At 69.8% G+C, this 23,102-nt stretch carries 19 protein-coding genes; 10 read left to right on the forward strand and 9 right to left on the reverse strand.

Going from position 1 to position 23,102, the window contains the following annotated elements; all coding sequences use genetic code 11:
* The first annotated feature begins 62 nt into the window (after nucleotides 1–62).
* Entirely contained in the window at nucleotides 63–884 is an 822-nt protein-coding gene (locus A176_RS35030) for an SDR family oxidoreductase (protein WP_002639972.1), read from the forward strand.
* A 104-nt stretch (nucleotides 885–988) separates the two neighbouring features.
* Nucleotides 989–1,747, forward strand: coding sequence for a hypothetical protein (locus A176_RS35035; RefSeq protein ID WP_002639973.1), 759 nt, complete (start codon nucleotides 989–991; stop codon nucleotides 1,745–1,747).
* Between the two features lie 6 nt (nucleotides 1,748–1,753).
* Here A176_RS35035 and A176_RS35040 read toward each other — a convergent pair whose 3' ends face one another.
* Both A176_RS35040 and A176_RS35045 read right to left on the reverse strand, forming a co-directional pair.
* Nucleotides 1,754–2,947 (reverse strand): hypothetical protein, encoded by a 1,194-nt coding sequence (locus tag A176_RS35040; protein ID WP_002639974.1) that lies wholly within the window; start codon nucleotides 2,945–2,947, stop codon nucleotides 1,754–1,756.
* 2 nt (nucleotides 2,948–2,949) lie between these two features.
* Nucleotides 2,950–5,595: a TonB-dependent receptor domain-containing protein gene (locus A176_RS35045; protein WP_021781237.1), complete on the reverse strand. Its 2,646-nt coding sequence runs from the start codon at nucleotides 5,593–5,595 to the stop codon at nucleotides 2,950–2,952.
* Between the two features lie 291 nt (nucleotides 5,596–5,886).
* Here A176_RS35045 and A176_RS35050 point away from each other — a divergent pair, with 291 nt between their 5' ends.
* Together A176_RS35050 and mltA are read left to right on the forward strand one after the other, a co-directional pair.
* Nucleotides 5,887–9,456: a hypothetical protein gene (locus tag A176_RS35050; RefSeq protein WP_021781236.1), complete on the forward strand. Its 3,570-nt coding sequence runs from the start codon at nucleotides 5,887–5,889 to the stop codon at nucleotides 9,454–9,456.
* Nucleotides 9,457–9,563: 107 nt separating this feature from the next.
* Complete coding sequence (gene mltA / locus A176_RS35055; RefSeq protein WP_002639977.1) at nucleotides 9,564–10,799, forward strand: murein transglycosylase A; 1,236 nt, start codon at nucleotides 9,564–9,566, stop codon at nucleotides 10,797–10,799.
* On the opposite strand, the gene A176_RS35060 is transcribed toward mltA, so the two are convergent.
* Nucleotides 10,783–11,241: an OsmC family protein gene (locus tag A176_RS35060; RefSeq protein ID WP_002639978.1), complete on the reverse strand. Its 459-nt coding sequence runs from the start codon at nucleotides 11,239–11,241 to the stop codon at nucleotides 10,783–10,785. The genes mltA and A176_RS35060 overlap by 17 nt on opposite strands.
* Before the next feature lie 263 nt (nucleotides 11,242–11,504).
* On the opposite strand from A176_RS35060, the gene A176_RS35065 reads away from it, so the two are divergent.
* From A176_RS35065 to A176_RS35075, 3 genes are all read left to right on the forward strand, one after another.
* Nucleotides 11,505–12,596, forward strand: coding sequence for a 2-oxoglutarate and iron-dependent oxygenase domain-containing protein (locus tag A176_RS35065; protein WP_002639979.1), 1,092 nt, complete (start codon nucleotides 11,505–11,507; stop codon nucleotides 12,594–12,596).
* A 58-nt stretch (nucleotides 12,597–12,654) separates the two neighbouring features.
* Entirely contained in the window at nucleotides 12,655–13,002 is a 348-nt protein-coding gene (locus A176_RS35070; protein WP_021781235.1) for a DUF2845 domain-containing protein, read from the forward strand.
* A gap of 75 nt (nucleotides 13,003–13,077) precedes the next feature.
* Nucleotides 13,078–14,646: a carboxypeptidase-like regulatory domain-containing protein gene (locus tag A176_RS35075; protein ID WP_002639981.1), complete on the forward strand. Its 1,569-nt coding sequence runs from the start codon at nucleotides 13,078–13,080 to the stop codon at nucleotides 14,644–14,646.
* Nucleotides 14,647–14,733: 87 nt separating this feature from the next.
* Here A176_RS35075 and A176_RS35080 read toward each other — a convergent pair whose 3' ends face one another.
* A complete protein-coding gene (locus A176_RS35080; protein ID WP_002639982.1) occupies nucleotides 14,734–16,059 on the reverse strand; it encodes a DsbA family protein in 1,326 nt (441 codons plus the stop codon).
* A gap of 313 nt (nucleotides 16,060–16,372) precedes the next feature.
* On the opposite strand from A176_RS35080, the gene A176_RS35085 reads away from it, so the two are divergent.
* On the forward strand, nucleotides 16,373–16,999 hold the full coding sequence (locus tag A176_RS35085) for a coiled-coil domain-containing protein (RefSeq protein ID WP_002639984.1): 627 nt from the start codon (nucleotides 16,373–16,375) through the stop codon (nucleotides 16,997–16,999).
* 69 nt (nucleotides 17,000–17,068) lie between these two features.
* On the forward strand, nucleotides 17,069–17,290 hold the full coding sequence (locus tag A176_RS35090; RefSeq protein ID WP_002639985.1) for a hypothetical protein: 222 nt from the start codon (nucleotides 17,069–17,071) through the stop codon (nucleotides 17,288–17,290).
* A 6-nt stretch (nucleotides 17,291–17,296) separates the two neighbouring features.
* Here A176_RS35090 and A176_RS35095 read toward each other — a convergent pair whose 3' ends face one another.
* Nucleotides 17,297–17,896, reverse strand: a complete 600-nt coding sequence (locus A176_RS35095) for a CDP-alcohol phosphatidyltransferase family protein (protein ID WP_002639986.1) — start codon at nucleotides 17,894–17,896, stop codon at nucleotides 17,297–17,299.
* Between the two features lie 183 nt (nucleotides 17,897–18,079).
* Here A176_RS35095 and A176_RS35100 point away from each other — a divergent pair, with 183 nt between their 5' ends.
* Entirely contained in the window at nucleotides 18,080–19,018 is a 939-nt protein-coding gene (locus A176_RS35100) for a DUF4846 domain-containing protein (RefSeq protein WP_002639987.1), read from the forward strand.
* Between the two features lie 100 nt (nucleotides 19,019–19,118).
* On the opposite strand, the gene A176_RS35105 is transcribed toward A176_RS35100, so the two are convergent.
* From A176_RS35105 to A176_RS35120, 4 genes are all read right to left on the reverse strand, one after another.
* A complete protein-coding gene (locus A176_RS35105) occupies nucleotides 19,119–20,168 on the reverse strand; it encodes a fatty acid desaturase family protein (protein WP_002639988.1) in 1,050 nt (349 codons plus the stop codon).
* A 291-nt stretch (nucleotides 20,169–20,459) separates the two neighbouring features.
* A complete protein-coding gene (locus A176_RS35110) occupies nucleotides 20,460–21,749 on the reverse strand; it encodes a cytochrome P450 (RefSeq protein ID WP_002639989.1) in 1,290 nt (429 codons plus the stop codon).
* 413 nt (nucleotides 21,750–22,162) lie between these two features.
* Complete coding sequence (locus A176_RS35115; RefSeq protein WP_002639990.1) at nucleotides 22,163–22,573, reverse strand: hypothetical protein; 411 nt, start codon at nucleotides 22,571–22,573, stop codon at nucleotides 22,163–22,165.
* Nucleotides 22,574–22,668: 95 nt separating this feature from the next.
* The gene (locus A176_RS35120; RefSeq protein WP_002639991.1) at nucleotides 22,669–23,088 is read right to left on the reverse strand and encodes a SpoIIAA family protein; all 420 of its coding nucleotides are present in this window, start codon (nucleotides 23,086–23,088) and stop codon (nucleotides 22,669–22,671) included.
* Nucleotides 23,089–23,102 lie beyond the last annotated feature (14 nt).

A 23,102-nucleotide genomic window follows, 5' to 3' on the forward strand; every position in this document is an offset into this window, starting at 1 on the left:
GCGCCGGGCCAGGAGCGCTCCTCTCGGGAGACCTCGTCGGGTTCGTGATAGGACAGCGCCCCATGTCCAATCTCCACGGAAAGACGCTGTTCATCTCCGGTGCCAGCCGTGGCATCGGCAAGGCCATTGCCCTTCGCGCCGCGCGGGATGGCGCGAACATCATCATCGCCGCCAAGACGACGGAGCCGCACCCCAAGCTCCCCGGCACCATCTACACGGCCGCCGAGGAAATCGAGAAGGCGGGCGGCAAGGCGCTGCCCTGTGTCGTCGACATCCGGGACGAGCAGCAGATCGCCGCCGCCGTGGCGAAGGCCGTGGAGACCTTTGGCGGCATCGACATCCTGGTGAACAACGCCAGCGCCATCAGCCTCACGGGCACGCTCGAGACGCCGATGAAGCGCTTCGACCTGATGCACGGCATCAACACGCGCGGCACGTATGCGTGTTCGCAGGCGTGCATCCCGTACCTGAAGAAGGCCAGCAACCCGCACATCCTCAACAACTCGCCGCCGCTCAACATGGAGGCGCGCTGGTTCGCGCCCCACGTCGCGTACACCATGGCGAAGTTCGGCATGAGCATGTGCGTGCTGGGCATGGCGGAGGAGCTGCGCTCGGACGGCATCGCGGTGAACGCCATCTGGCCGCGCACCGTCATCGCCACCGCGGCGGTGCAGAACCTGCTGGGCGGTGATGAGACCATCCGTGGCTGCCGGACGTCGGAAATCATGGCGGACGCGGCCTACGCCATCCTCACCAAGCCCAGCCGCGAGTTCACCGGCAACTTCTGCATCGACGAGGAAGTGCTGCGCGGCGTGGGCGTGACGGACTTCGACAAGTACCAGTTGGTGCCCGGCGCGGAGCTGCTCCCCGACTACTTCATCTGAGTCTGTTGCACCTCGCCTCGTCCCTCGCGCGGAGTCTCTGGAGCCCGCGCGAGGGCATGGCATGCTGACGGCCCGCACCTGTTGCGTCGAGGGGGCTGTCTTTCATGAACATGAAGTGGTTGGGCTGGGGCTCGCTGCTCTTGGGCTGTCTGTCGGGCTGTGCCGCGTCTTCGCCGGCGCGCGGCGCGCGGGCTGATTCGGGCGGCCCCATCGAGCTGGACCTGCCAGGAGTCCGCTCCAAGGCGGCCCCCGTGGCGCCTTCGGGGAAGGCGTGTCCGGACGACATCGCGGACGAGCCCGCGCTGGAGGACAAGTCCTACACGGGGCGCGAGGCGCGGACGTGGCATGTGAACGTGGACTTGCTGGCGCCGTCGCTCGAGAAGCCTCTCCTGCAGAGGGAGGTCCACAAGCCCTTCACGCTCGCCAGCGGCCCCCTGGAGCTGCTGATTCATCGCTACCTGAGTGAGAAGGGCGAACTCTCCGACGCGACGCTCGTCACGCTGGCCCGTCCTCACGAGGGTGGCCACTGCATCGTGAGCTCCTGGCACCTGGGTGGGATGGAAGGGAAGGCCTCGCTGGTGGACACGTGGGCGGCGCAGGACGGCAAGCACATCATCTTCCTGATGAAGACGGTCCCGACCGAGGACTCCCTGGCCAAGAGCGCCAACTGGGTGGTGGTGGGTTCGGATGGCCGGCGCGCCTGGGCGGCCCTGGGCACGCCGCCGCAGCACCACTTGATGGTGCCGTCGGTGAAGCTCTTCCCCAACGGGAAGGACCTCTACCTGGACATCCAGCAGCGCTACGTCACGCGGCTGCGCCTGGGCCCGGATGGGCGCTTCATCGTGCCCACGCAGGGAAACTGAGCGGCGTCAGGGCGCGGTGAAGAGGGACACCTCCCGGAGCGTCCGGATGCTCTGCTTGAAGCCCGGAGGTCCGCCTCCGGGTGTCGGCACGCCGAACCACACGCGCACCTCGCGGACCTCGGGCACGTTCACCGGCAGCTCCAACCGCACGTAGTACTCCTGGCCGCCCGAGTCCGAGTTCGTCTCGTCCAGATAGGGGCCGGAGGTCGGGTCGGGCAGCACGGCGCTCTTCGCCAGCAGCCGCCAGTCGCTTCCGTCCACCGAGCCCTCCACGTGGAAGACCTGTCCGGGAGGGCCCACCACGCTGGCGCCTCGGATGACGACCTGCCGAGGCCGCGCGGGCTGGGGCAGGACGAGCGTGAGCTCCGTGGCCAGCGCTTGCGGAGGCCCGGGCACGTTGACGGCTTCGAGCCGTCCATCCGTGAAGGGGCAGGGGCTCACGATGCGCGTGCCACCCCGGCAGTCCACGCCGCGGCTGATGGGCACACGTCCCTCGACAGGCAACCGGAAGGGCGGCGCGTCGTGGACGGCGAAGAAGTAGAGCGAGGTGTGGACCCAGACCCGCGCGCCCGCGGAGAAGGCCTGCACGTGGGCGTGCCCGTCCGTGAAGTCCTCGAGGAGCTCCGGGCCCAACCAGGGCTCCTCCTGCTGCGCGGTGCGGATGAGCCACGCGCGCCCCGTGGGGCCGCGTGCCTCCACGAAGTAGTGGGGCTCGGGGACGTCCACGATGGAGGGCATGGCGTCCCACGCCAGCCGGACGCCGCCTGTTGCTTCGACGGACCGGACGTTGCTGCTCCACTGGCGAAGTGGCGGCACGTCCGAGTCCCGGTGGAGCTCGAAGGCGTAGAAGTCCCGGCCTCCGTCCGCTCGCGGGGGCAGCAGGAGCTGAAAGGCATTGTCATCCGCCCAGGGAATGGGGCGCCGGATGTCATCCGCGCCGGTGTCGCGCGCGGTGAGGCGGTGGAGGAACAGGCCGTCCGCGTCGGGTGTCACTTCGGCCCAGGTCTCGAAGCGCATGCGAGGCGAGGACGTGGGCGAGGTCGGAAGGGGCAGGGGCCGGGTGAGGAGGAGCGGCCCGCCTCGCCAGGGCGTGCCGTCCGCCTCCAGCGCGGTGCCGGAGAGGAAGACGGGGTCATCTGGCTCCATCGCGCACGCCAGCAGAGACAGGCACAGGGGCAGCAGGGGCGTGAGGCGAGACATGGTCAGAAGGTCCCCTTCGCGCCCAGCGTGGGCAGGATGACGGGCACGCCGAGAGTGCTCACGCGCAGCGTGTCGACGGCGCCCGTGGAGGTCTCCTCGAAGCCGAACTTGCGGGAGATGACCTCGGTGCGCGCGGTGACGTTGAAGACGTCCAGGTAGACATCGAGCACGAAGTTCTCGAGCGCCCAGGTGTGGGACGCGCGCACGTCCAACCGGAAGAAGGGCGGAAGGCGGTCCACGGCGTCGCGGCTCACGGGGCGCCACTCCGGAGTGCCGTCGTCGGTCGTCCCTGGCCGCATGGTGCGGTAGCCGAACTGGCCGCTCTCCGGTCGGCCCGTGTTGAAGTTCGCCACCGCGCCCACGGTGACGTAGGGGAAGCGGTAGCTGAGCGCGGCCTTGACGGTGTGCGCCTGCTCGAAGACGTAGGGCAGGTAGCCTTCGGCCTGGCCCAGCTCCTCGCCGTTGGGGCCCACGCGTGTGAAGCGCTCGAAGCGCCGGCTCTGGTTGAAGCCGTAGGTGAACCAGCCGAACCAGTTGCGGCCCAGCGGCCGGCGCACCATCAGCTCCACGCCGTAGGTGTGGCCCTTGCCCTGGATGTCCTCCGCCTCCAGGCCGCGGCGGCGCAGGTTGCTGAGCACGTCCTCGAAGTTGAACTCCAGCGTGCGCAGCAGCGGGTTGAAGTAGGCCTCGGCGGAGACCTCCAGCTCCGGGAAGGGACGCCACTCCGCGCCGGCGGAGAGCTGCACCGCGCGTTGCAGTCCCCGGTCCAGCGCGAGCATCTCGCCCGCGGGCACGGGGAGCAGCACGGTGGCGGGTTGATGGTAGAGGCCCGCGCCCGTCTTCAACGTGAGCGTGTCCGTGAGCGCGTGGCGCACCGCGAGCCGCGGCTCCACCGCGAGCATCGTGGGGCTTCCGAAGCCGTGGTAGCTGTCCAGCCGCACGCCGGGCACCAGCGTCCACCGCGCGGAGGGTTTCAGGGCGAGCTGCGCGCCCACCCCCGCGAAGGTGGCGAGGATGTCGGGGCGGTCGTATGCGTCCGGGCCTTCCGCGGGGCCCACGGGGCGGAAGATGCCCACCGCCACCACTTCGGCGCTGCGTCGTTCGAGCTGTCCGAAGAGCTCCATCCGCACAGCGTCTGACAGCTCGCGCGTGAAGCCTCCGCGCAGCGCCACGTTGCCTTGTCGCAGGGTGTATTCGCCGTCGTAGCGGCCGTCGTCGGCGAAGTCGATGCCCAGCTTGTCGGTGCCGAGCGTGAGGCCCAGCTCGGCCTCGCCGCCCGCGAAGGGGTGACGTCCGCGCACGTCCAGTCGGTGGAAGCGCAGTCCCACGCCGCCGGAGTCCTGATTGGCCGCGCGCGCGGAGAGGCCCACCCGGTCCGAGCTGCCCATGGCGAGCACCCGGAGCTGGCCCTGTCCCACGCGCTGGTCCACGCGGGCCTGATAGTCCCAGTAGTTCGCGTAGATGGCCGGGTCTCCACCGCTGGAGTACTGCCCGCCGTCACTGCCTACGTATGCGGAGGGCGCGGTGATGGCGTTGGCCACGCGCGTGACGATAAGGCCCGTGTAGCTGATTCGCGCGGCGGCGGCGACCACGGTGCCCGTGTCCTTCATCGGCACTTCGAGGAAGACGCCGCTGTGGATGAGGTCCAGGTAGGCGCTGCCGTGGATGCCATCCTCTCGGGGCCGACTGATGTGCGCGTCCACCGCGCCGCCCAGCAGGCCGCCGTAGCGCGCGGAGGGGACGCCGACCTGGAAGTCGAGCGTCTCGATGAGGTCGGGGTGCACCACCGCGCCGCCCACCATCAAGTGGTAGAGGAAGGGCACGCGCACGCCGTCCACGTAGAAGGCGCTGGCGGAGGGTTGCACGCCGCGCACCACGGGGTAGGAGAGGCCGGAGGCCAGCGTCGTCACGCCGGGCATCAGCATCACCACGCGGAACGGGTCGCCCATGGTACCGGGGACCTCGCGCAGCTCCTGGTCATGCAAGGTGATGCGGGAGACCTCGGTCCGCGGGCGGTCGCCGCGCACCACCGTCTCGTAGGGGTTCAGCACGAGCGGCTCCAGCGCGTAGACGACCTCCAGGCGTTGGTCTGCTTCCAAGGTCTCCTTCAGGTAGAGCAGCCGGTGTCCGGGCGAGGTGATGAGCAGGGTGTGTTCGCCCGGAGGGAGCGGCAGCTCGAAGAGGCCCTGCGGGTCCGCCTCGGTGAGGTGCTCGCCGCTGCGCACGACGGCGCCTGCGAGCGGCTTGCGCGTGCCCTTCGCCCGGATGCGGCCGGTGAGCATGGCGACGCGGGCGGCGGGCTCGAAGCGGTAGGTGAAGGGCAAGCGCACCGCGACGGGGACACCGCCGGACATGGCCGGATGGAAGCGCAGGCCCGTGGCGGCGTGCAGCGCGGCGCGGAGGAGTTCGGGGGGCGCGTCGTCGCGAGTGACGCGCACGTCGGTGACCTCACCTGCTTCGTCGAGCGTGAGCTCCAGCTCCACCACCACGGGCTCCGTGAGCGGAAAGCCTTCGGGCAGCTTCGCGGGGGAGTTCTCCAGCAGCGTGGGGGGCTCGGGTGGAGCGGGTTCGGCGGCGTCCGACGCGTGAGCGGGGCCTTCAGCGGCCAGGGGCGCTGTCGCGAACGACACCGCGAGCAGCGTGGTCATCACGGTGCCCCAGCCGTGGCTCCACCGGCCCGGACGTGCCCCTCCGTTCGAGGGATGGACAGGTGCCGCTGGAGTGGAGGTCCCTCCCATTCGTCTGTTTCCTCACGCACGTTTCGAGTCCGCGCGCGGCGCACGCCGCGGGCATGTCCATCCGCGGGGACACATTGGCATACGCAGCAGGGGCTGGAATCGGGTTGCTTGCCAAACGGGGCGTCAGTCGTTTCAAAGGGATACACCCTCATCCAGGATGGGCGTTTGTCAGCCTTCCGCGGGTTGGGCAGTCTCCGCGCCATGCTTGTCCCCCGTCTGTCCGAACTGCGCGCGGAGCTGTCCACCCTCCACCGGGATGCTCGTATCCGCAGGATGATTGAACTGGGGCGGCTGGCACCCACGGACCCCGCGGCGCGGGAGGTGTTGGCGGGGCTGTCCCAGGGCGATGCCTACGAGCGGGAGCTCGCGCTTCAGGCCCAATTCACCTGGCGCGATGGGCGGCAGGTACTCGCGGCCACCACGGACGTGTCCGCGCGGGTTCGGTCGCAAGCCTTTCACCTGGTGGCGCTCGCGTGTGATGACCCGCAGGCGCTCGAGGCGCTGAAGATGGCGCATGCCGTCCGCCGGGAGAAGGGGCTCCTTCAGGGGCTCGTGGGCCAGGGGCGGCAGGGCGTCATCGATGCCTATCTCGACTGGTTGGCCCTGCAGGAGGGCGTGTCTGATTTCGCGGACGTCGTCCCGTTGGCGACGCCCGAGGGCACCCGCAAGCACCTGTCGCGGGCGCTGTCGCGGCCCAGCATTCGTTTCTGGGATCGGCTGGCGCGCCACGCGCCCGGCATCCTCGCGGAGGTGTTCACCGAGCGCCTGCAGGCCGTGAAGGGCGAGCCGGACCCCGTCACTCGCATCTACCTGGAGGCGTATCTGGCACGCGTCGCGGACCAGGCCCCCGACGCGGCCCTGTCCTTGTTCGAGATGCTCCTCTCCCGCCACATCCAGCCCGAGGCCAGTGCCTGGCCCAGCCTCGTGGCGCGGCGCCCGGAGGACGCGGTGGCGCTGTTCCAGCGGCACGGGCATGCCACGATTCCGGCGAAGGTGTTCGCGCGTGCCGCCCCGGGGCTGCGTGAGGACTCGCTCCGGTGGCTCGTCCGCCGCGCGCCGGACTCGTTGGGCAAGGCTGGGCGGCTGCTGACCCGGCTCACGGCGCCTGGGGCACTCCGCGCCGTCGTCGAGGCCTGGTGCGCTTCGGTGGACGTGGCTCCGGACTGGGGCCGCGCGTTGCTGCGGTCCATCACCGATGCCTCCGCCCGGGAGCGGGTGTACGCACGCTGGAGCGTCGCCGCGAGGAACCGCGATGGCATCATCCCCGTGCCGCGGTTGAAGGCGCTGCCGTTGGACCTGCGTGAGCGCGAGGCGCGCCGGCACCTCCACGACGTCGTCGCCCTGGGCACGCAGCCGCTGGCGCGCATGGCCTACGCGCAGTTGCTGCCCTGGGACGAGGCGGAGGCCGCGCTCAAGGCCCTTATTGGCCATCCGGAGGGCAACGTGCGTGGCGAGGCGGTGGCCTCGCTGCTGTCGATCGCCGGACTGCGCCCGGATGAGCCCGGGTTGGTGGACCGGGCCCTGCCCTGGGTCCTGGCGCGCAAGAACGAGCAGGACCCCGTGCGCGCGGCGATGTTGAAGGCGCTGGTGCAGTGGCCCCGGCGCGTGTGGCGTCGTGAGCACACCGAGTCGGTGGGTCGGATTTTGCGGGACGCGCTGGACGCCTCCGACCTGTCGCACGTGTCCGCGCAGCTCGCAGAGAGACTCCTTCTGCGGACCTTCGCCAAGGCGCCCGAGTGGGGCGCGACATGGTTGGCCACCCTGCTCAAGGAGCGCGGCCGGTTGCACGACCTCCGCCTGGGTGAGCACCTCACCGATGATGAGGTCCGCGCCGCCGCTGCGCCGCTGCTGAAAATCGCGAAGGCGTGGGCCCAGCGTGAGCGTGGGGGGCCGCTGCTCCATCTGGTCTTCAGTCTGGGAGACCGGATGCGCCTGGTCGAGGGGCTGTCGGAGCTCGTCGCGTCCTTCCGCGACGAGACGACCTGGTCCGCGTTGGCGCTGGGGCTGACCCAGGTGCAGTCCAAGCACGACCATCCCCGCTTCGAGTCCACCGTGGCCGCCACGGTGCGGCGCTTCTTCGACCGGGGATGGCACTCCGAAATCGTCGCGCTGGCCAACTCGGAGGCCGCGGACCAGCCGCTGCATCCCGAGCTCGTCGCCGGACTGGAGCGCGTGGCGCTGCGTCTGAACAAGGAGTCCCACGGGGCCTTGATGGCGCTCCGGTTGCGGTCGCGCGAGGCGTTCGAGCGGCTGTTGCCGGCGTTGTTGGAGACCGATGCCAGCGTCATCTGCTTCCCGGTCGTGCACACGTACCTGCACCGCCGTCGGCAGGACCTCCTGTCGCCCTTCCTGAGCGCGCCGGTCATCACCGGCCGCTACGCGACGGGGAAGACGGGGTGGTTGCTGGCGTTCGACCCGCACGGCTTCTACCGGTGGACGGCGGAGCAGTGCGCCCTCTATTCGCACGCGGTGCAGGGGCTGGTGGAGGACCTGGAGCGGGACACGCCAGCGGTCATCTGGGGCATCGAGACGCTCGCGGCCCTGACCTGGGCGCCGATGGAGGGCCTGTGCGCGCGGGTGGATGACGCGCGGCCGGTGGTGCAGGAGAAGACCCTTCGAGTCCTCGCGCGGTGTGACCAGGGGCAGGGCGTGCCCACGCTGCTGCGTTGCCTGGAGGATGCGCGCGCGCGCATCGCCATCTACGGCCTGCGCCGCGCGTTCAACGGCATGCCGCCTTCGCGTGTGCTGGCCTTGCTGGCGGATGTCCCGCTCACGAAGGTCACCGTCGCCAAGGAGGTGGTGCGGCTGTTGGGCGAGCTGCGCTCCGAGGGGGCCTACGCGCGGCTCCTCGAACTGGATGGCCTGAACCTGCACCGGGACGTGCGCATCGCCATGTTGCGCGCGCTCTGGGACCACCTGGAGCGCGAGCCCACCTGGGCCGTCCTCGAGCGCGCGGCGGAGGCTCCGGATTGGGTCATGGCGTCGCGGCTGGGGGACATTCCGGCGGACCGGCTCACCGAGACCTCCGACCGCAAGCTGTCCGCGTTGCTCGGGCGGGTGCTGGCGAGGCCGGAGCCGGAAGCGCGCATCGACCTGCTCCAGCGCGCCGCGTGGCTCGCCGTGAAGGACATGGAGCGCACCTTCCTGTCCGCGTGTGGTGCGCGGCTGGCGTCGCCTTATGACGACGAGGCGCGCGCGGCGATGCAGGCGCTGCTCCATCGTTCGAATGAGCGGGACCTGGAGCGGCTGGAGGGCATGCTGGACGCGGTGGTGAAGGACCGGCGCGCGCTGAGCGCGGCGTTGAATCAGTTGCTGTCGCTCAACGTGAAGTCTCGCGCCAGCTACATGCAGGCGGCGCGCGCGGCCGAGCGGGTCCTCTCCCGGGACAGCCGTCTGGCGCCGCTGCGGGTCCGCTGCGCCGCTGCGGCGATGCCCCCTCTGGAGCTGGCCGACACGTGGGTCCTCATGGGCGAGACGGGACACCTCCACGCGGACGCGCTGGAGGCCTGTCGCGACGTGGTGGGCACGTTGCCCGAGGGCGACCTGGAGGCCGTGGAGGCCCGGCTCTCCGTGAGCCCGAGCGCCGAGGCGCGGCGCGTGGCCGTCTGGTGCCTGGTGCGCGACGCGGCGCCGGGACGAGGCTGGACGCCCGAGCGATTGGTCCGGCTGGCGCGGTTGCAGGACGACGCCTCGCCGCTGGTCTCTGGCGCGGCCCAGGCCATCTTCCCGCCCAGGGAGCTGGTGGCTCCGGGGGGCGTGGCTCCCGTCTGATGGGGCGCCCGTGGAGAGGCGGTGCCCGCCCGCTTGCTCCCACCCGCGTGCCCGGTGTGGTGCTCCCCATTCGCTCACCCGGGCAGGTGCGATAGGTAGAGGGCCACATGGACCTGCGGCACCTCCGAATCCTCCTGCTGTCGGCGCTGGGGCTCTTCGCCTCGGCCTGTCCCAGCCCCACTCGCGCACCCGTCACCCGGCCCGAGGACGCGCTCCTCGGACTGGCCCGCAAGATGGAGCCGCGCGACGACGGCGACGTCGAGTCCCTGCGCACCGCCGTCGCGGAGAGCCTCGTCTGGCTGCGGAGCCGCCCCTCCGACACACGCTTCATCTACGGCGCGCGGCAGGTCACCCTCGCGGAGCTGCGGACCGCCCTGGAGCGGCTGCACGCGCGGCTCCAGTCGAACCTCACGCCGGAGCAGCTCTGGGCCGTGGTCCTGGAGGACTTCGAGCCCCTGGAGGCCGCGGGCGGCGAGGACGGCCAGGTGCTCTTCACCGGCTACTACGAGCCCACCATCGAGGCGAGCCTGACGCGGACGGCCGAGTACACCGTGCCCATCCACGCGGCCCCGTCCGACTTGATTGAAGTGCCGCTGGAGCCCTTCGCGGAGCGCTTCAAGGCGGAGCGCGTCTTCGGCCGGCTCGATGGGCGCAAGGTGGTGCCGTACTGGTCGCGCGGCGACATCCGCGGTGGGCGGCTCGACGGGCGGAAGCTGGAGCTGGCGTGGGCGAAGGACCCGGTGGCGCTCTTCTTCCTGGAGGTGCAGGGCAGCGGCTCCCTGCAGTTGCCGGACGGGACGCGGCGCCGCTTGGGTTACGCCGCGTCCAACGGGCGCCCGTACCGGAGCATCGGCTCGCTGCTCATCCAGGAGGGCGCCATCCCCAAGGAGGAGATGTCCATGCAGGCGCTGCGCGCGTGGTTGGCGGCGAACCCCCAGCAGCGCACGCGGGTGCTCGAGCACAACGAGTCCTATGTGTTCTTCCGCTTCCTGAACACCGCGTCGGTGGGCTCGCTCGGGCGGCCGGTGACGGCGGGGCGCTCCATCGCGACGGACGCGCGGCTGTTCCCCAAGGGCGGCCTGGCCTTCATCCACACCGAGCGCCCCGTGCGCATGGCTGACGGTTCGGTGCAGTGGAAGCCGCTGGCGCGCTTCGTGCTCAACCAGGACACGGGCGGCGCCATCAAGGGCGCGGGTCGCGTGGACGTCTTCTGGGGCGCGGGGCCCCAGGCGGAGCTGGCCGCGGGGATGATGAAGCAGAAGGGCCGCCTGCTCTTCCTGGTCCCCCGGCCCGGACGCGCCGCGCCCCTGATTGCGCCGCAGCCGCTCACGTCTGCGCCGTAGCGGCCTTCAGCGTGAGGTGCACCGGGGTGGCCCGGGCGAGGTTGTCGCTCACCGGACAGCGGGCCTCCACCTCGCGTTTGAGCAGGGCGAGCTGATCCGCGTTCGCCGGGGTGTGGACGAGCAGGGTGACCTCCAGGGCCTGGTAGCCCGCGCGCGCGCCGCCGCCCTGGCCGGCGAACGTCGCCGGGTCCAGCGAGCCCCGGACGGTGATGTCCGTGCGCGTCACGGGGATGCCCAGCTCGCGGGCGATGAAGAAGGTCATGTAGTTCAGGCAGCCCGCGTGCGCGGCGAGGATGAAGTCGAGCGGGCTGGGCGCGCCATTCCTGCCGCCCAGCTCCACGGGCTCGTCCATGAATATCTTGAAGGGGCCCGCGTCGGTGGTGCTGCGCGCCATGCTCTCTCCGACGGTCCGGACCTCTCCGGTGTACAGGGTGCTTTCCATCGCGGGGTTCTCCTGGTGAGAGGGAATACGCCCGTCCATGTGGTGCCTGGCTGCCTCCGCGCGCGACTGCCCTCGAGGACGAGGTGTCCGGGCCCGGTGCGGGAGCAGGGGCTTTCCGGCCACCTCCGAGAGACGCAGGTGGCGGGCATGCGCCCAAACCGGGCAGTATGTCCCCGTCTCCCTTGTCACGGGTGGCCTGTGCACACCCTGCCCGGCGCGACTGCCGGTGTGGCACCGTGGGGAGAAGACACGAGGCACCTGGGATGAGCAGCGACGTGGTGGAAACGAAAGACGGAGTGGTGGTCCTCGACTATGCGCGGCTCGCGGCGGGCGCGGACCTGAGCGCCGCCATCGAGCGCGCGTACGGGCATGACGGCATTGGCCTCCTGGTCGTCCGGGGCATCCCCGGGCTGGCCGAGCTGCGCGACAACCTGCTGCCCCTGGGCTTCCGGTTCGCGGCGCTGCCCACCGAGGTGAAGGACCGCTACGTCCACGAGCGCAGCAGCTACTCGTTCGGTTGGAGCCACGGCAAGGAGCTGCTGCGTCCCGGCCAGTTCGATGAGTTCAAGGGCTCGTACTACAACAACCCCCAGTACGACGTGCCGCACACCGACGCGGCGCTCATCGAGAAGCACCCGGAGAACTACCACCCCAACGTGTGGCCGGAGGCGGACTTCCCGGAGCTGCGGCCCGCGTTCATGGCGCTGGGGCAGCGCATGGTGGACGTGGGCGTGCTGGTCGCAGGGCAGTGCGACACCTACGTGCAATCCAAGCTGGGCGACCGCTTGTCGCCGGACGCGGCGCTGGCGAAGACGATTCGCGAGTCGCGCGCGTGCAAGGCGCGGCTGCTCTACTACTTCGCCATCAACGAGGACGCGACGCCGCGCACGCGGGATTCGTGGTGTGGCTGGCACAGCGACCACGGCTCGCTCACGGCGCTCTGCCCGGCCATGTACTTCGAGGCCGAGCCCGGCGCGGTGGAGCCCGCGCGCAAGGACATCCCGGTGCCTGACCCGGAGGCGGGGCTCTACGTGCGCACGCGGAATGGCGAGGAGCGCAAGGTCGTCATCCCGAAGGACAGCCTCGCGTTCCAGATTGGCGAGAGCTCGCAGATTGTCACCGGCGGGCTGCTGCGCTCCACGCCGCACGCGGTGCAGGCCCTGGCGCACCCGGCGAGCCGCAACATCTCGCGCTCCACCTTCGCGGTGTTCATGCAGCCGGACAATGACCAGCACCTGCGGGCTCCCGAGGGCGCGGACCCCGTGGAGCAGAAGGTGGGCGCCTTCCAGCCCGGCATGACGTTTGGTGATTTCGCCAAGGCGACGTTCGCGAAGTTTTACAATCCCTACGCGTAACGCCTTCCCGGCTTGCGGGTATTGTAGGGAATCCACCTGGACCGAGAGGAGACAATCAATGCGCGCGTTGGGACTGACAATTGCTCTGGCCATGGCGGGAGCCCCGATGGCGGCGGATGCGGCTTCGCTTCGCTGTGGCCGGGCGCTCGTGTCGGATGGTGCGCTCAAGTCAGAGGTGCTCGCGAAGTGCGGAGAGCCGGAGGCGAAGGGCTTCCGCACGGTGACGGACTCGGCGGGCTCGGTGACGCCCAATCCGAATACGGGGGGCGTCACGACGGAGCGGCGGTCCGTCTCCCGCGAGTACGAGGAGTGGACGTACAACTTCGGGACGCGCCGCTTGATTCAGGTGGTGACATTCGAGAACGGCCGCCTCATCGACGTGCAGAGCGCCGGGTACGGCAACTAGTCGGCCCCGGAGTGCGCCAGCCGGACTGGGAGTGATAGCCTCCAGGTTCCACGTCGGGAACTTGGGGGCGGGTCGATGAAGCACGGGTTTCGCTGGGGCATGGGCCTGGGTGCCATGGCGACGGTGCTCGGGAGCCTGGGCATGTGGCGCGCCGAGGAGCTGGCGCACCCGGAGCTCATCGAGATCCTGACGCCGGAGCTCGTGAGGCTGCCCTCGCTGCCGCCGCTCCCGTTGCCGCCGCCCGCGGCGGATGGCCGGGCGGAGCAGATTCGCGTGCGTGTCCTCTCCGCGAGCAGCGGTGCTCCGCTGGCGGGCGCGATGGTCGCGCTCCTGCGAGGAAAGGCGGACCTCGCGCAGCCGCTGGAGGCCGCGTTCACGAACGCGGAGGGCGTGGCGCTGTTCACGGAGGCGCAGGGCGGGCTGTTCGCCGTCTGTGCCCGTGGCGCGGGCCATGCGGAGGAATGTGAGGCCGAAGTCGGGGTCGTCGCGGGTGGCGAGCTCTCCGTGGAGCTGCGGTTGCCGCCGGGGGCGGTCGTCGAGGGACAGGTCCGTCAGCACGACGGGCTGCCCGCGGCGGGCGTTCGGCTGATGGCGATGGGCACGGCCATGAATGGCCGCATGACAGTGATGCCGACCCAGGCGGTGACGGACGCGGAGGGTCGCTACCGGTTGGATGGAGTGTCGCCGGGGTATGTCCGGGTGACGCCCTTCGCTCCCGAGGGGCCCGGCAACGTCCGGGAGGTTCAGGACGAGGTCACGGTGGGGGCGGTGGCGCGGCTGGACATCCAGCTCGCGGGCTTCGCGCCGGTGACGGTGCATCTGGACATCGCGGAGGGGGACAGGGACGCCGATGTGAGGTCGGTCTCCCTGTCGGGAGCGCTGCGCCGTCAGCCGGACGGCTCCTGGACGGGGGCATCCGAGGCGGGTTCTCAGCGCGCTGGCGCGCATGGATACATCGGTTGGGGCTGGGCGGGGGGCGGGATGCCGGTGGTGTTGACGCCAGGGGTCGCCGCGACGTTCCGGTTTCCCTTCGTGTACGACCGCACTTCCGGAGTCATTCCCAGAGGGCCGCCGTCGCCCAGGGATGAGGACGTCGAGGCCAATCGCTTCGAACTCGCTGGACGCGTCTTCCTGCCGGATGGGACGCCGGTGAAGGGCGGCATTCGGGTTTCGACCGAAGCGCCCATGTACATCGGGCGTTGTGGGAATGTGCCGCGCATCCATTCGCACCATCGCTTCGAGGGCGCGGAGTTCGTCATTCGTCCGATGGTGGGTGAGCGCGAGGTCTACGCGTGGCTCGATGACGGCCGGGCCGGCAAGATCACGGTCAGGGGCCGCGTGGGCGAGAGGGTGTCCGCCGACATCCGGTTGGAAGAGACAGGTGCGGTGGTCGGCCAGTTGGAAGTCGACGACGACTATTACTCGAACAGAAGTGAAGTCATCGTGGTCGATGGCATGTGGTACGGCGTCTGGCATCGCAGTGGCGAAGATGGACGCTTCACCGTGGCGGGGCTCTCGCCGGGAAAGCATTCGCTCGTCACGCCAGCGGGCACGTTGGATTTCAACATCAACGCGCGGGAGCGGACCAACGTGGGGCTCTTGAAGAAGCAGCCGCCGGAAGAGGTCTCGGCCGCGAGTCCGTGAGCCCACTGCCGTGCCAGTCAGGGCTCCGCGGGACTCGGCACACCGAGGGAGTCCTCCCTCGGTGTGGGGGCCACGCTGGGGCTGCGCCTACTTCCCGGCCTTCCGCAACTCGTCGTTGATGATGTTGCGGAACTGGTCGATGGGCCGTGCGCCCACCACCGGGCGGCCGTTGATGAAGAACGTCGGCGTGCCGGTGGCGCCCACGCGCATGGCCTCGGACGCGTCCGCGGTGATGTGCGCGTCATGCTTGCGCGAATCCAGCGAGGCCTTGAAGCGGTTCATGTCCAGGCCCAGTTCCTTCGCGTACGTCTCCAGGGAGGCCCGGTCCAGCTTGCGCTGGTTGGCGAAGAGCAGGTCGTGGAACTCCCAGAACTTGCCCTGTTCGTGCGCCGCCATCGAGGCCGCCGCCGCGGGCTGCGCGTTGGGGTGCTGCGCCAGCGGCTGGTGCTTGAAGGCCACCCGAATCTTGCCCGCGTACTCCTGCTCCAGCGCCTTCAACGTGGGCACGGCGCGAGCGCAGAAGGGGCACTCGAAGTCGGAGAAGGCCACCACCGTCACCGGTGCGTCCGCGGCGCCCCTCGAAGGCGCGTTGCCCACCTCCACCTGCTGCGTCGGAAGCTCCTTCTGCGCCGAGGCCGCGGACACCGCCTCTTCCTTCCCGGCCGCGATGGTGCGCGCATACACCTCCGCAGGACGGACGCCCGTCTTCACCAGGGCCTCCGCCTTGGCCAGCTCCTCGTCCACCACGCTGGAGAAAACCTCCAGTGGCTGCGCGCCACTGATGAAGCGGCCGTTGACGAAGAACGCCGGCGTGCCGGTGGCCCCCAGCTTCAGCGCCAGCGCCTCATCCTGTTGGACACGCTCGGCCAGACGCGGGTCGGCGCGGTCGCGGTTCCACCGCGCGATGTCCAGGCCCACGCCGCGAGCGTGGCGCTCCAGGTCGTCTTCACCCAGGGCCCTCGCGTTGGCGAAGAGCACCTCGTGCATCTCCCAGAACTTGCCCTGCTCACCCGCCGCCAGCGCCGCCAACGCCGCGGGGCGCGCGCGGGGATGCATGGCCAACGGGTGGTGCTTCATCACCACGCGCAGCCGGTCCCCATAGCGCTCCTGGAGCTGCTTCACCGTGGTGTTGCCGCGAGCGCAGAACGGGCACTCGTAATCAGAGAACTCCACCAGCGTGACGAGCGCGTCCTCCGCCCCCGCGACAGGCGAGTTCACCACCGGCACCTTGTAGACGGTGGGCGAGATGGGCGGCCGCGGGCGGGGGGCCGTGGGCGCCGCCGCGTTGACGGCGACCTTCGCGCCCTGCGCCGACCCCGCGGCCGAATCCTCCGTCCCCGACGCGCAACCGCCCACGAATCCCAACGCGAGCCCCATCGACAGGCCCACGGCCCAGCCAGACTGCTTGAGCATGGTGTTTCTCCTCGAGACGAGACACCGGTGGCGCCGCGGTCCGCCGCGCTCCACACCGGGCCAGGCCTTCGTGGGCCCGGCGCCCCAGGAGTGACGCGAGGCCGCCAGGAGTTTCAGCGCCGCCGCGAAGAATTTCCGCGAGGCCTCGCGCCGCTCCCAGGCTCACCGCGCTTCACACCGGACGCGCCTCCCCGGAGCAGCCGGGCCCCTGCCGCCTTGCCTGCCTTGCCAGCACGTCACGGCCGGGCCGGTGGTTGTCCGTTACCCGGCAAGCCCCACCTTTGATGCGGAGCGGAAAGGGGGCCTGTGTCTCATGCTGCGCAAGGCGAGCGGATGGATGTTGGGCATCGCGGGACTGTCGCTGCTGCTGTGCGGCGGGACCGCATCGGCACAGAACACACGACAGGTCCCCGCCCAGACAGGGCAGCCGGCGGAGCAGGCCCCGTCGACCTCGAACACCGACGCCCTCCAGCGCGAGGTGGACCAGCTCCGCGCCGAGCTGACGCAGCTTCGTCAGGAGGTGACGCAGCTTCGCGGGCAGCTCACAGGCGTGGGGGGCTCTGGCGCGCGGGTGGTGCGTCCACGGCAGGACGTGGCCCCGCCGCAGCAGGGCACGGGCGGCACGGGCGCGGCGGGTGTCGTCAGTGACGTGCCTCCCGCGGGCTCGGATGTGCCCACGTCGCCGGGGACGGCCGTGGTGGATGCCGTCTACACGGGCGTGGTCCGTTCGGTGGGGGAGAACCAGGTGGCCATCGCCGTGGGAGAGGGGCCGCCGTTGACGTTGCAGGTGGACCCGCGGACGCGCGTGCTGCGGGATGGGCAGAACATCGCGCTGCGCAAGCTGGAGCCCGGTGAGCAGGTCCGCGCGGTGGTGAACCTGTTGGACAACGAGCGGACGATGGAGATCTCCGTGCTCCCCGCCGACGCTTCCGGGAAGTGAGGTCCCACGCCCCGTCACGCTTCGTCAGTCGCCCGCCCGATGCTCGTCCCCGAGGGGGAGGTTCCCATCATGTCTGCTTACGACCGTTACCGTGCTCTCCTGAACAAGCTGCGGCTCGTCCGCGCTCGGCATCCCGAAGGCGATTCACCCGAGGAGGACGGTCTGCTCGACGCCATGGATGAAGTCTGGATGGAGATGAGCGACGGCGAACGCTCCGCCATCGACACCGAACGCGCGCGCGTGCTGGGCCTGCCCGAATCGCCAGCCGCGGACGCGGCGGTTCCTTCCTGACGCGCGTTACTTGCGCACCGGCGGCAGGGGTGACGCCGGTGACGACGACCCGGCCCCGGGCTTCATCCGCCGGGGGCCGGAGCCTCGCTCCCGGGCTCGCACCACCGCCGTCGAGTAGTCCACCATGGACGCGAGCGACAGCACGCCGATGAGCGCCACCAGCGGCACCACGGCGGGCGGGAACAGCAGGACGCAGAGCAGGGTCACCAACTGCAACGAGGTGACGGCCTTCCCGAGCATCCGGGCTTTCAGCTCGACGCGCCGCAGGTTCGGCACCAGGCGGGCGACCAGGAAGCCCACGGTGGTGCCCAAGTCCCGTATCACCAGCAGCAGCACCGCGATTCCGCTGATGAGCCCGTCGAGGTAGCAGACGACGATGGCCGTCACCATGAAGGCGCGGTCCGCCACCGGGTCGATGAGCGCGCCCAGCCGGGTCGTCAGTCCCCTGTGCCGGGCAATCCAGCCATCCAGGAAGTCCGTGAAGGCGGCCAGCATCACCAGCCCCGCGCGGACCCACACGTCGGGGATGACGACGAACGCAACCGCCAGGGGCAGCCGGGTGAGCGACAAGGTGTTGAGCAGCGCGAGGCTCGCCTGTCGGCGCATACGTCTGAAGGTAGTGCTCGCTCCTCGACGCGCACGTCCAGTGAACCGCGAGCGTTCAGCGGCCGACCCGCCTCGGGCGCCCCGGGTGGATTCGAGGCGTGAGGGAACCTCGGTGCCGTGAGAGACCTCCAACCAGGGGCTCCACCTGTCGTGCCGCCCCTTGCTTCGGGAGCTTGTCGCCGCGTGTCCACGTTCGATTGCCTGCTTCGCCCGTTCATCCCGTCCTGGCCCGTGGGGGGCCGCTCCCGTTCGTGGAAGGTGTGCTGGCCGCTTCTCCTGCTGGCGTTGCTGCCGCCGGCGATGGGCCGGGCCTCGGAGGACGGCAAGCCCCGGGCGCCCACCAAGGAGGAGCGGTCCCGCTACACCTGGTTGACGCCCCAGGCGCAGGTGCGCCCGCTGTCGGCCGCGCTGCCACCGCCGGAGGGCTACACGCGCGTCGCGGTGACGAAGGACTCCTTCGGTGCCTGGCTGCGGGGACTTCCGCTGCGGCCACACGGCACGCCGGTGCTCAGCCACCAGGGCGCGACGATTCTGGCGGCCAGGGACCGGCGGCTGGCGGCGGTGGCGGAGCTGGACGTGGGCACGGCCAACCTCCAGCAGTGCGCGGACTCCGTCATCCGTCTTCATGCGGAGTGGCTCTGGGCCGGCAATCAGACGGACCGGCTCGCCTACCGCTTCACCAGTGGGCACCTGGCGGCCTGGTCGAAGTACGCGGAAGGGGACCGGGCGCGTGTGTCGGGCTCGAAGGTGACGTGGGTGCGCAGCGCGGCGCCGGATGCCTCACGCCGCAGCTTCCGTTCGTGGCTGGACCTGGTCTTCACCTACGCGGGCACGCACTCGCTGTCGTCCCTCAAGGCGCGGCCCACGCACGAGGACGTGCGGCCCGGGGACTTCTTCGTGCTGGGCGGCAGTCCCGGCCACGTGGTGCTGGTGTTGGACGTGGCGGCCAACGCGGCGGGGAAGAAGGTGGCGCTGCTGGGACAGGGCTTCATGCCTGCCCAGGACTTCCATGTGCTGGCGGAGGAGGGGGACACCGCGCCCTGGTTCCCCTTGGAGGAGGGCGAGGACGTCGTGACGCCCTTCTGGAAGCCCTTCCCGTGGTCTTCGTTGCGGCGTTTCTGACCGCGGCGGGCGCCGCGCCTGCTGTCTTCGGTGGAGCCCCCCGGCCACACCTGGGACAGCGGTTGGCGGCGCCCGGCTCACGCGGCCCGGGGCGCCTGTTTCACGAGTGGAGCGGCTGGCCCAGCGCGGCCGGCTGCGACACGGAGGCCGCGGAGGCCTCGGGCTCACGCGTGAGGTGCTGGAACAGGCTGTTCTCCTTGCCCAGGTACGTCTCGAAGCGGTTCACGCCGTCCTCCAGCAGGCCCGTCTTGGCGAACGCCGCGTGCATGGCGGGCAGGTTGTAGAAGGGCACGGAGGGGAACGCGTGGTGGGTGAGGTGCAGGTTCACGTTGAGCGGCGCGATGAAGAAGTTCTCCAGCGCGGTGCCCATCACGTCGCGCGTCTCGCGCGTCTCGTCACCGGACGTCGTCTCCTCGATGGGGTGCTCACCCAGGGCGCGCATCCGGAAGAAGGCCATCATCACCGTCGCCGTCGGCATCACCCACAGCAGCAGCCAGTGCAGCCACGCGCCCGTCGTCACCAGCACGGTGACGAGCGTGGCCACGTAGAGCCAGTAGCGCAGGTGCTCGCCCGCGGTGATGCGCGGCTGGGCGCCCATCGCCAGGCGGCCCCAGTACGTCCAGGGCATCACCACCTTCAGGTGGTTGGGGGCGTAGAGGCCCAGCGCGTCCGCCAGGAAGACGGCCGTCGCGCGCAGCGGCGTGCGCGGGAAGTGCCAGGACGCGTCCACCAACTGCCCGGCCAGGTACGGGTCCTGCGGCGTGTTCACATAGCGGTGGTGCAGCATGTGCTCGTGCCGGTAGCCCGCCGTCGTCATGTTCAGCGGGAAGGCGCAGAGCAGGTCCGCGACCACGTCCGACACCTTGCGGTTGGACAGGAAGTGGTAGTGCGCCGACTCGTGCATCAGCGCCAGCAGCGCGTGCTGCCGCGTCGCGATGACCACGGCCGCCAGCGGCCAGGCCCACCAACGGTCCACCCAGAAGACGAAGGCAAATGCCGCCGCGATGGCTGCCCACTGTACGGCCAGCGTCCATAGCGCCCGCACATTGCTCACCTGGGACAGCTCCCGGGTGACGGCCGCCAGCGCCTTGCGATCAACCCGCTGCGCGAACTGGATGTCTGCCTCATCGACGACCACTTGAGCGTACATGTCGGGGGGCTCCTGATGTTTTACGCGGTAGCAGCGTGTTCCGGGCCTCTTTCTCGTGAAATCGGGCAGTGTGGCAAGAAAATTCTTTCTGGAATGCACGTATTCCAGAATGGGCGCGTTTGGAAGGGTCGCTGGGAACCCTGTGTGGGTTCGCTCTGACTTGGGGTTCGACCTGCGACAGGGTGGGTTTATACCCTTCCTGTAGGAATCCGTGTGCTGAAAACGCGAAGGGCCCGGAGACCGGTGTGGGTCTCCAGGCCCTCGCTCAATTCGGGTACGGCGCGAAGGGGTTCAGTGGGGCGTCCACTCCACCTTCAGGTGCTTCATCTGGCGCAGGACGAGGTTCTGCGTGGTGCCGAAGTCCTGTCCGGCGACGAGCCTGGGGTCGGGCAGCCGGTCCAGGAGGAGGTTGGTGGCGACGTGGAACTGGAGCCGGGCCAGGGGGGCGCCCAGGCAGAAGTGCGTGCCGCGGCCGTAGGTGAGGTGCTGGGGCACTTTCTCCCGGTCCAGGTCGAGCTTGTTGGCGTGGGGGCAGAGGGCTTCGTCCCGGCTCGCCGCGGCGTAGAGCAGCAGCAGGCGTGAGCCTCCGGGAATCTTCACGCCGCCCACCACCACGTCCTCGGTGGCGGTGCGAATCATGGCGTGGGAGACGGAGTCATAGCGGCTGGACTCCTCCAGGAAGCGAGGCACCAGCTCGCGGTGGTCGCGCAGCCGCTGCCAGAGGCCGTGCTGCAGGGCCAGCTTCCAGGCGTTGGCCAGCAGCGCGGTGGTGGACTCGTGGCCGGCGGCCAGCATGGAGCCACCAATGGCCATGATGAGCTCGTGCAGGGACAGGGCCTCGCCGTTGTCCTCCACGGCCAGCATGTGGCTGGCCAGGTCATCGCGCGGGTTGCGGCGCCGGTCCTCGATGAGGCGGATGCAGTACTGCTGGAACTCGAGGAAGCCCTTCGCCATGTCCACCTGCTTCTCGGGCGGGACGTACTCGAAGAGGATGCGCTGCCAGTCGGTGCTCCAGCCCTTGATTCGCCAGAAGTCCTCCTGCGGGACGCCCACGGCGCCGAGGATGACGTGGACCGGCATGGGGTACGCGAGCTGCGTCACCAGGTCCGCCTGGCCCGTCTTGTCGAAGCGCTCCACCAGCTCGGTGGCCATGCGCTGGACCAACGGCGCCAGGCTTGCGACCCGCTGCGGAGTGAAGCACTGGTTCATCAGCCGCCGCAGGCGGGTGTGCTCGGGCGGGTCCATGCCCAGCAGCACGTGCGCGGTGGGATAGCCCTGCGCCAGGATGGCCCGCGCCTCCTCCGTGAGGTGCGCGTGGGTGCCGCTCACGAGCATGTCCCGGTTGGAGAAGCGCGCCGGGTCCCTCAGCACCTGGGCGATGTCGTCGTAGCGGCTGATCAACCACATGTTCAGCATGGGGCTGAACGCGACGGGCTCCTCCTTGCGAAGCTGGTCGAAGAAGGGGTGCGGGTTCTCCACGTGGGGGCCGGCGAAGGGGTTGTACTGGGCTCCCAGGTGAGGACAACGGCCGCTTGAGGCGGGAGCTGGGGCTCCGGTTTCTTCCTGCTTGGGCACGGACATGGCGTGACTCATCAGACGAGCGCGGCCCCCCGGCACGCGGTTCGTTTGCATCGGGTGATGGGCAATGGAGGGGACAGGCCCCTCCTGGCGTGGGTCAGGAATGACGGGAGCCGGCGAGGAACAACCGGGCAGGAAGGGGCTCCCAAATCCGCCTATACAACGAATTCACGCTTTAATGCCAATTTCAGCGCAATTTTTCATCTTCACTGGTTTTCAATATGGACGTTTGATTCCAGTAAAAGTGGCAGATGTGCCTGCGAGTGTGAGGCACTTCACCTTGCGCGAGTCCCCGAGCCAATCACCGGGTGCACCTGGAGTGGGCCCGCCGAGGGCGGTGGCCGGAGGACTCCAGGGCGAAGGAAGGGGCAATCACGGTGGGCCTCGAGGCCCACCCCGGGATGCCGTCAGCGGGCTCAGCCCAGCTTCTTGTTCTTCTGGCGGTGCTGGGCCATCCAGGCGCGGGCCTCGTCATGGTCCTTCACGAACGTCGTTTCGAAGCGCGTCTTGCCGGTGAAGAGCATGCCGAGCGCGATGACCTTGCCGAAGGTCTGCTGCACCACGTCCGCGCCCACGTAGATGCTGCCCTTGAACCAGTCCGCCTTGGCGTTCTCGGACAGGTAGCGCCGCGGCTCTGCGCCGAGCTGGGACTGACCGATGTCCGCGATGAGGTAGTAGGGCCCGTACTTCTGGGCGATCTCCCCATAGGCCTCCACGGACCGCTTGATTTCATCCAGGTCGATGGGCCCGACGAAGTTGGCCAGGACGACGTCTGGCGCCTCGTAGCGAATCGTGTGCGCGCCGATTTTCCATTCCAGTTGCTGCATGTCACTCCCTCCAGAATCCGAGCGAGCATAACGCCCTTGGACGGAATAGTGCGAGATGCATGAATGTCTAATTGGGCGGGGAATTCTTGACCCAGCTAGCCTGTCTTGCCGCGGGCGCGGACCCGGTGCTGGGCCACCCAGGCACGGGCTTCTTCGGGGGTCTTCACGAACACCGTCTCGAAGGTCGACTTGCCGGTGAAGAGCAGCGCCAGGGCGATGGCCTTGACGAAGGTCTGCATCACGATGTCGGCGCCGACGTAGATGATGGCGTGGTACCAGTCGGAGCTGGCCTTCTCGGACATGTACCGGCGTCCCGCGGCCTCCAGCGAGGACCGGCCGATGTCCGCGATGAGGTAGTACTGGCCCTTCTGCTTGTACGTGTCTTCGTAGAGGGTGACCGTCTGTTTCACTTCGTCCAGGCTGATGAGTCCGGTGAAGACGGCGACCAGGGTGTTCGGCTCCTCGATGTGCGCCCGGTGCGCGCCGCACGTCCACTCCCGAGGCTGTTGTTTCATCGTTCCCCCTCCGA

Origin of the sequence: Myxococcus hansupus, assembly GCF_000280925.3 — a bacterium.
GTDB classification, from domain to species: domain Bacteria; phylum Myxococcota; class Myxococcia; order Myxococcales; family Myxococcaceae; genus Myxococcus; species Myxococcus hansupus.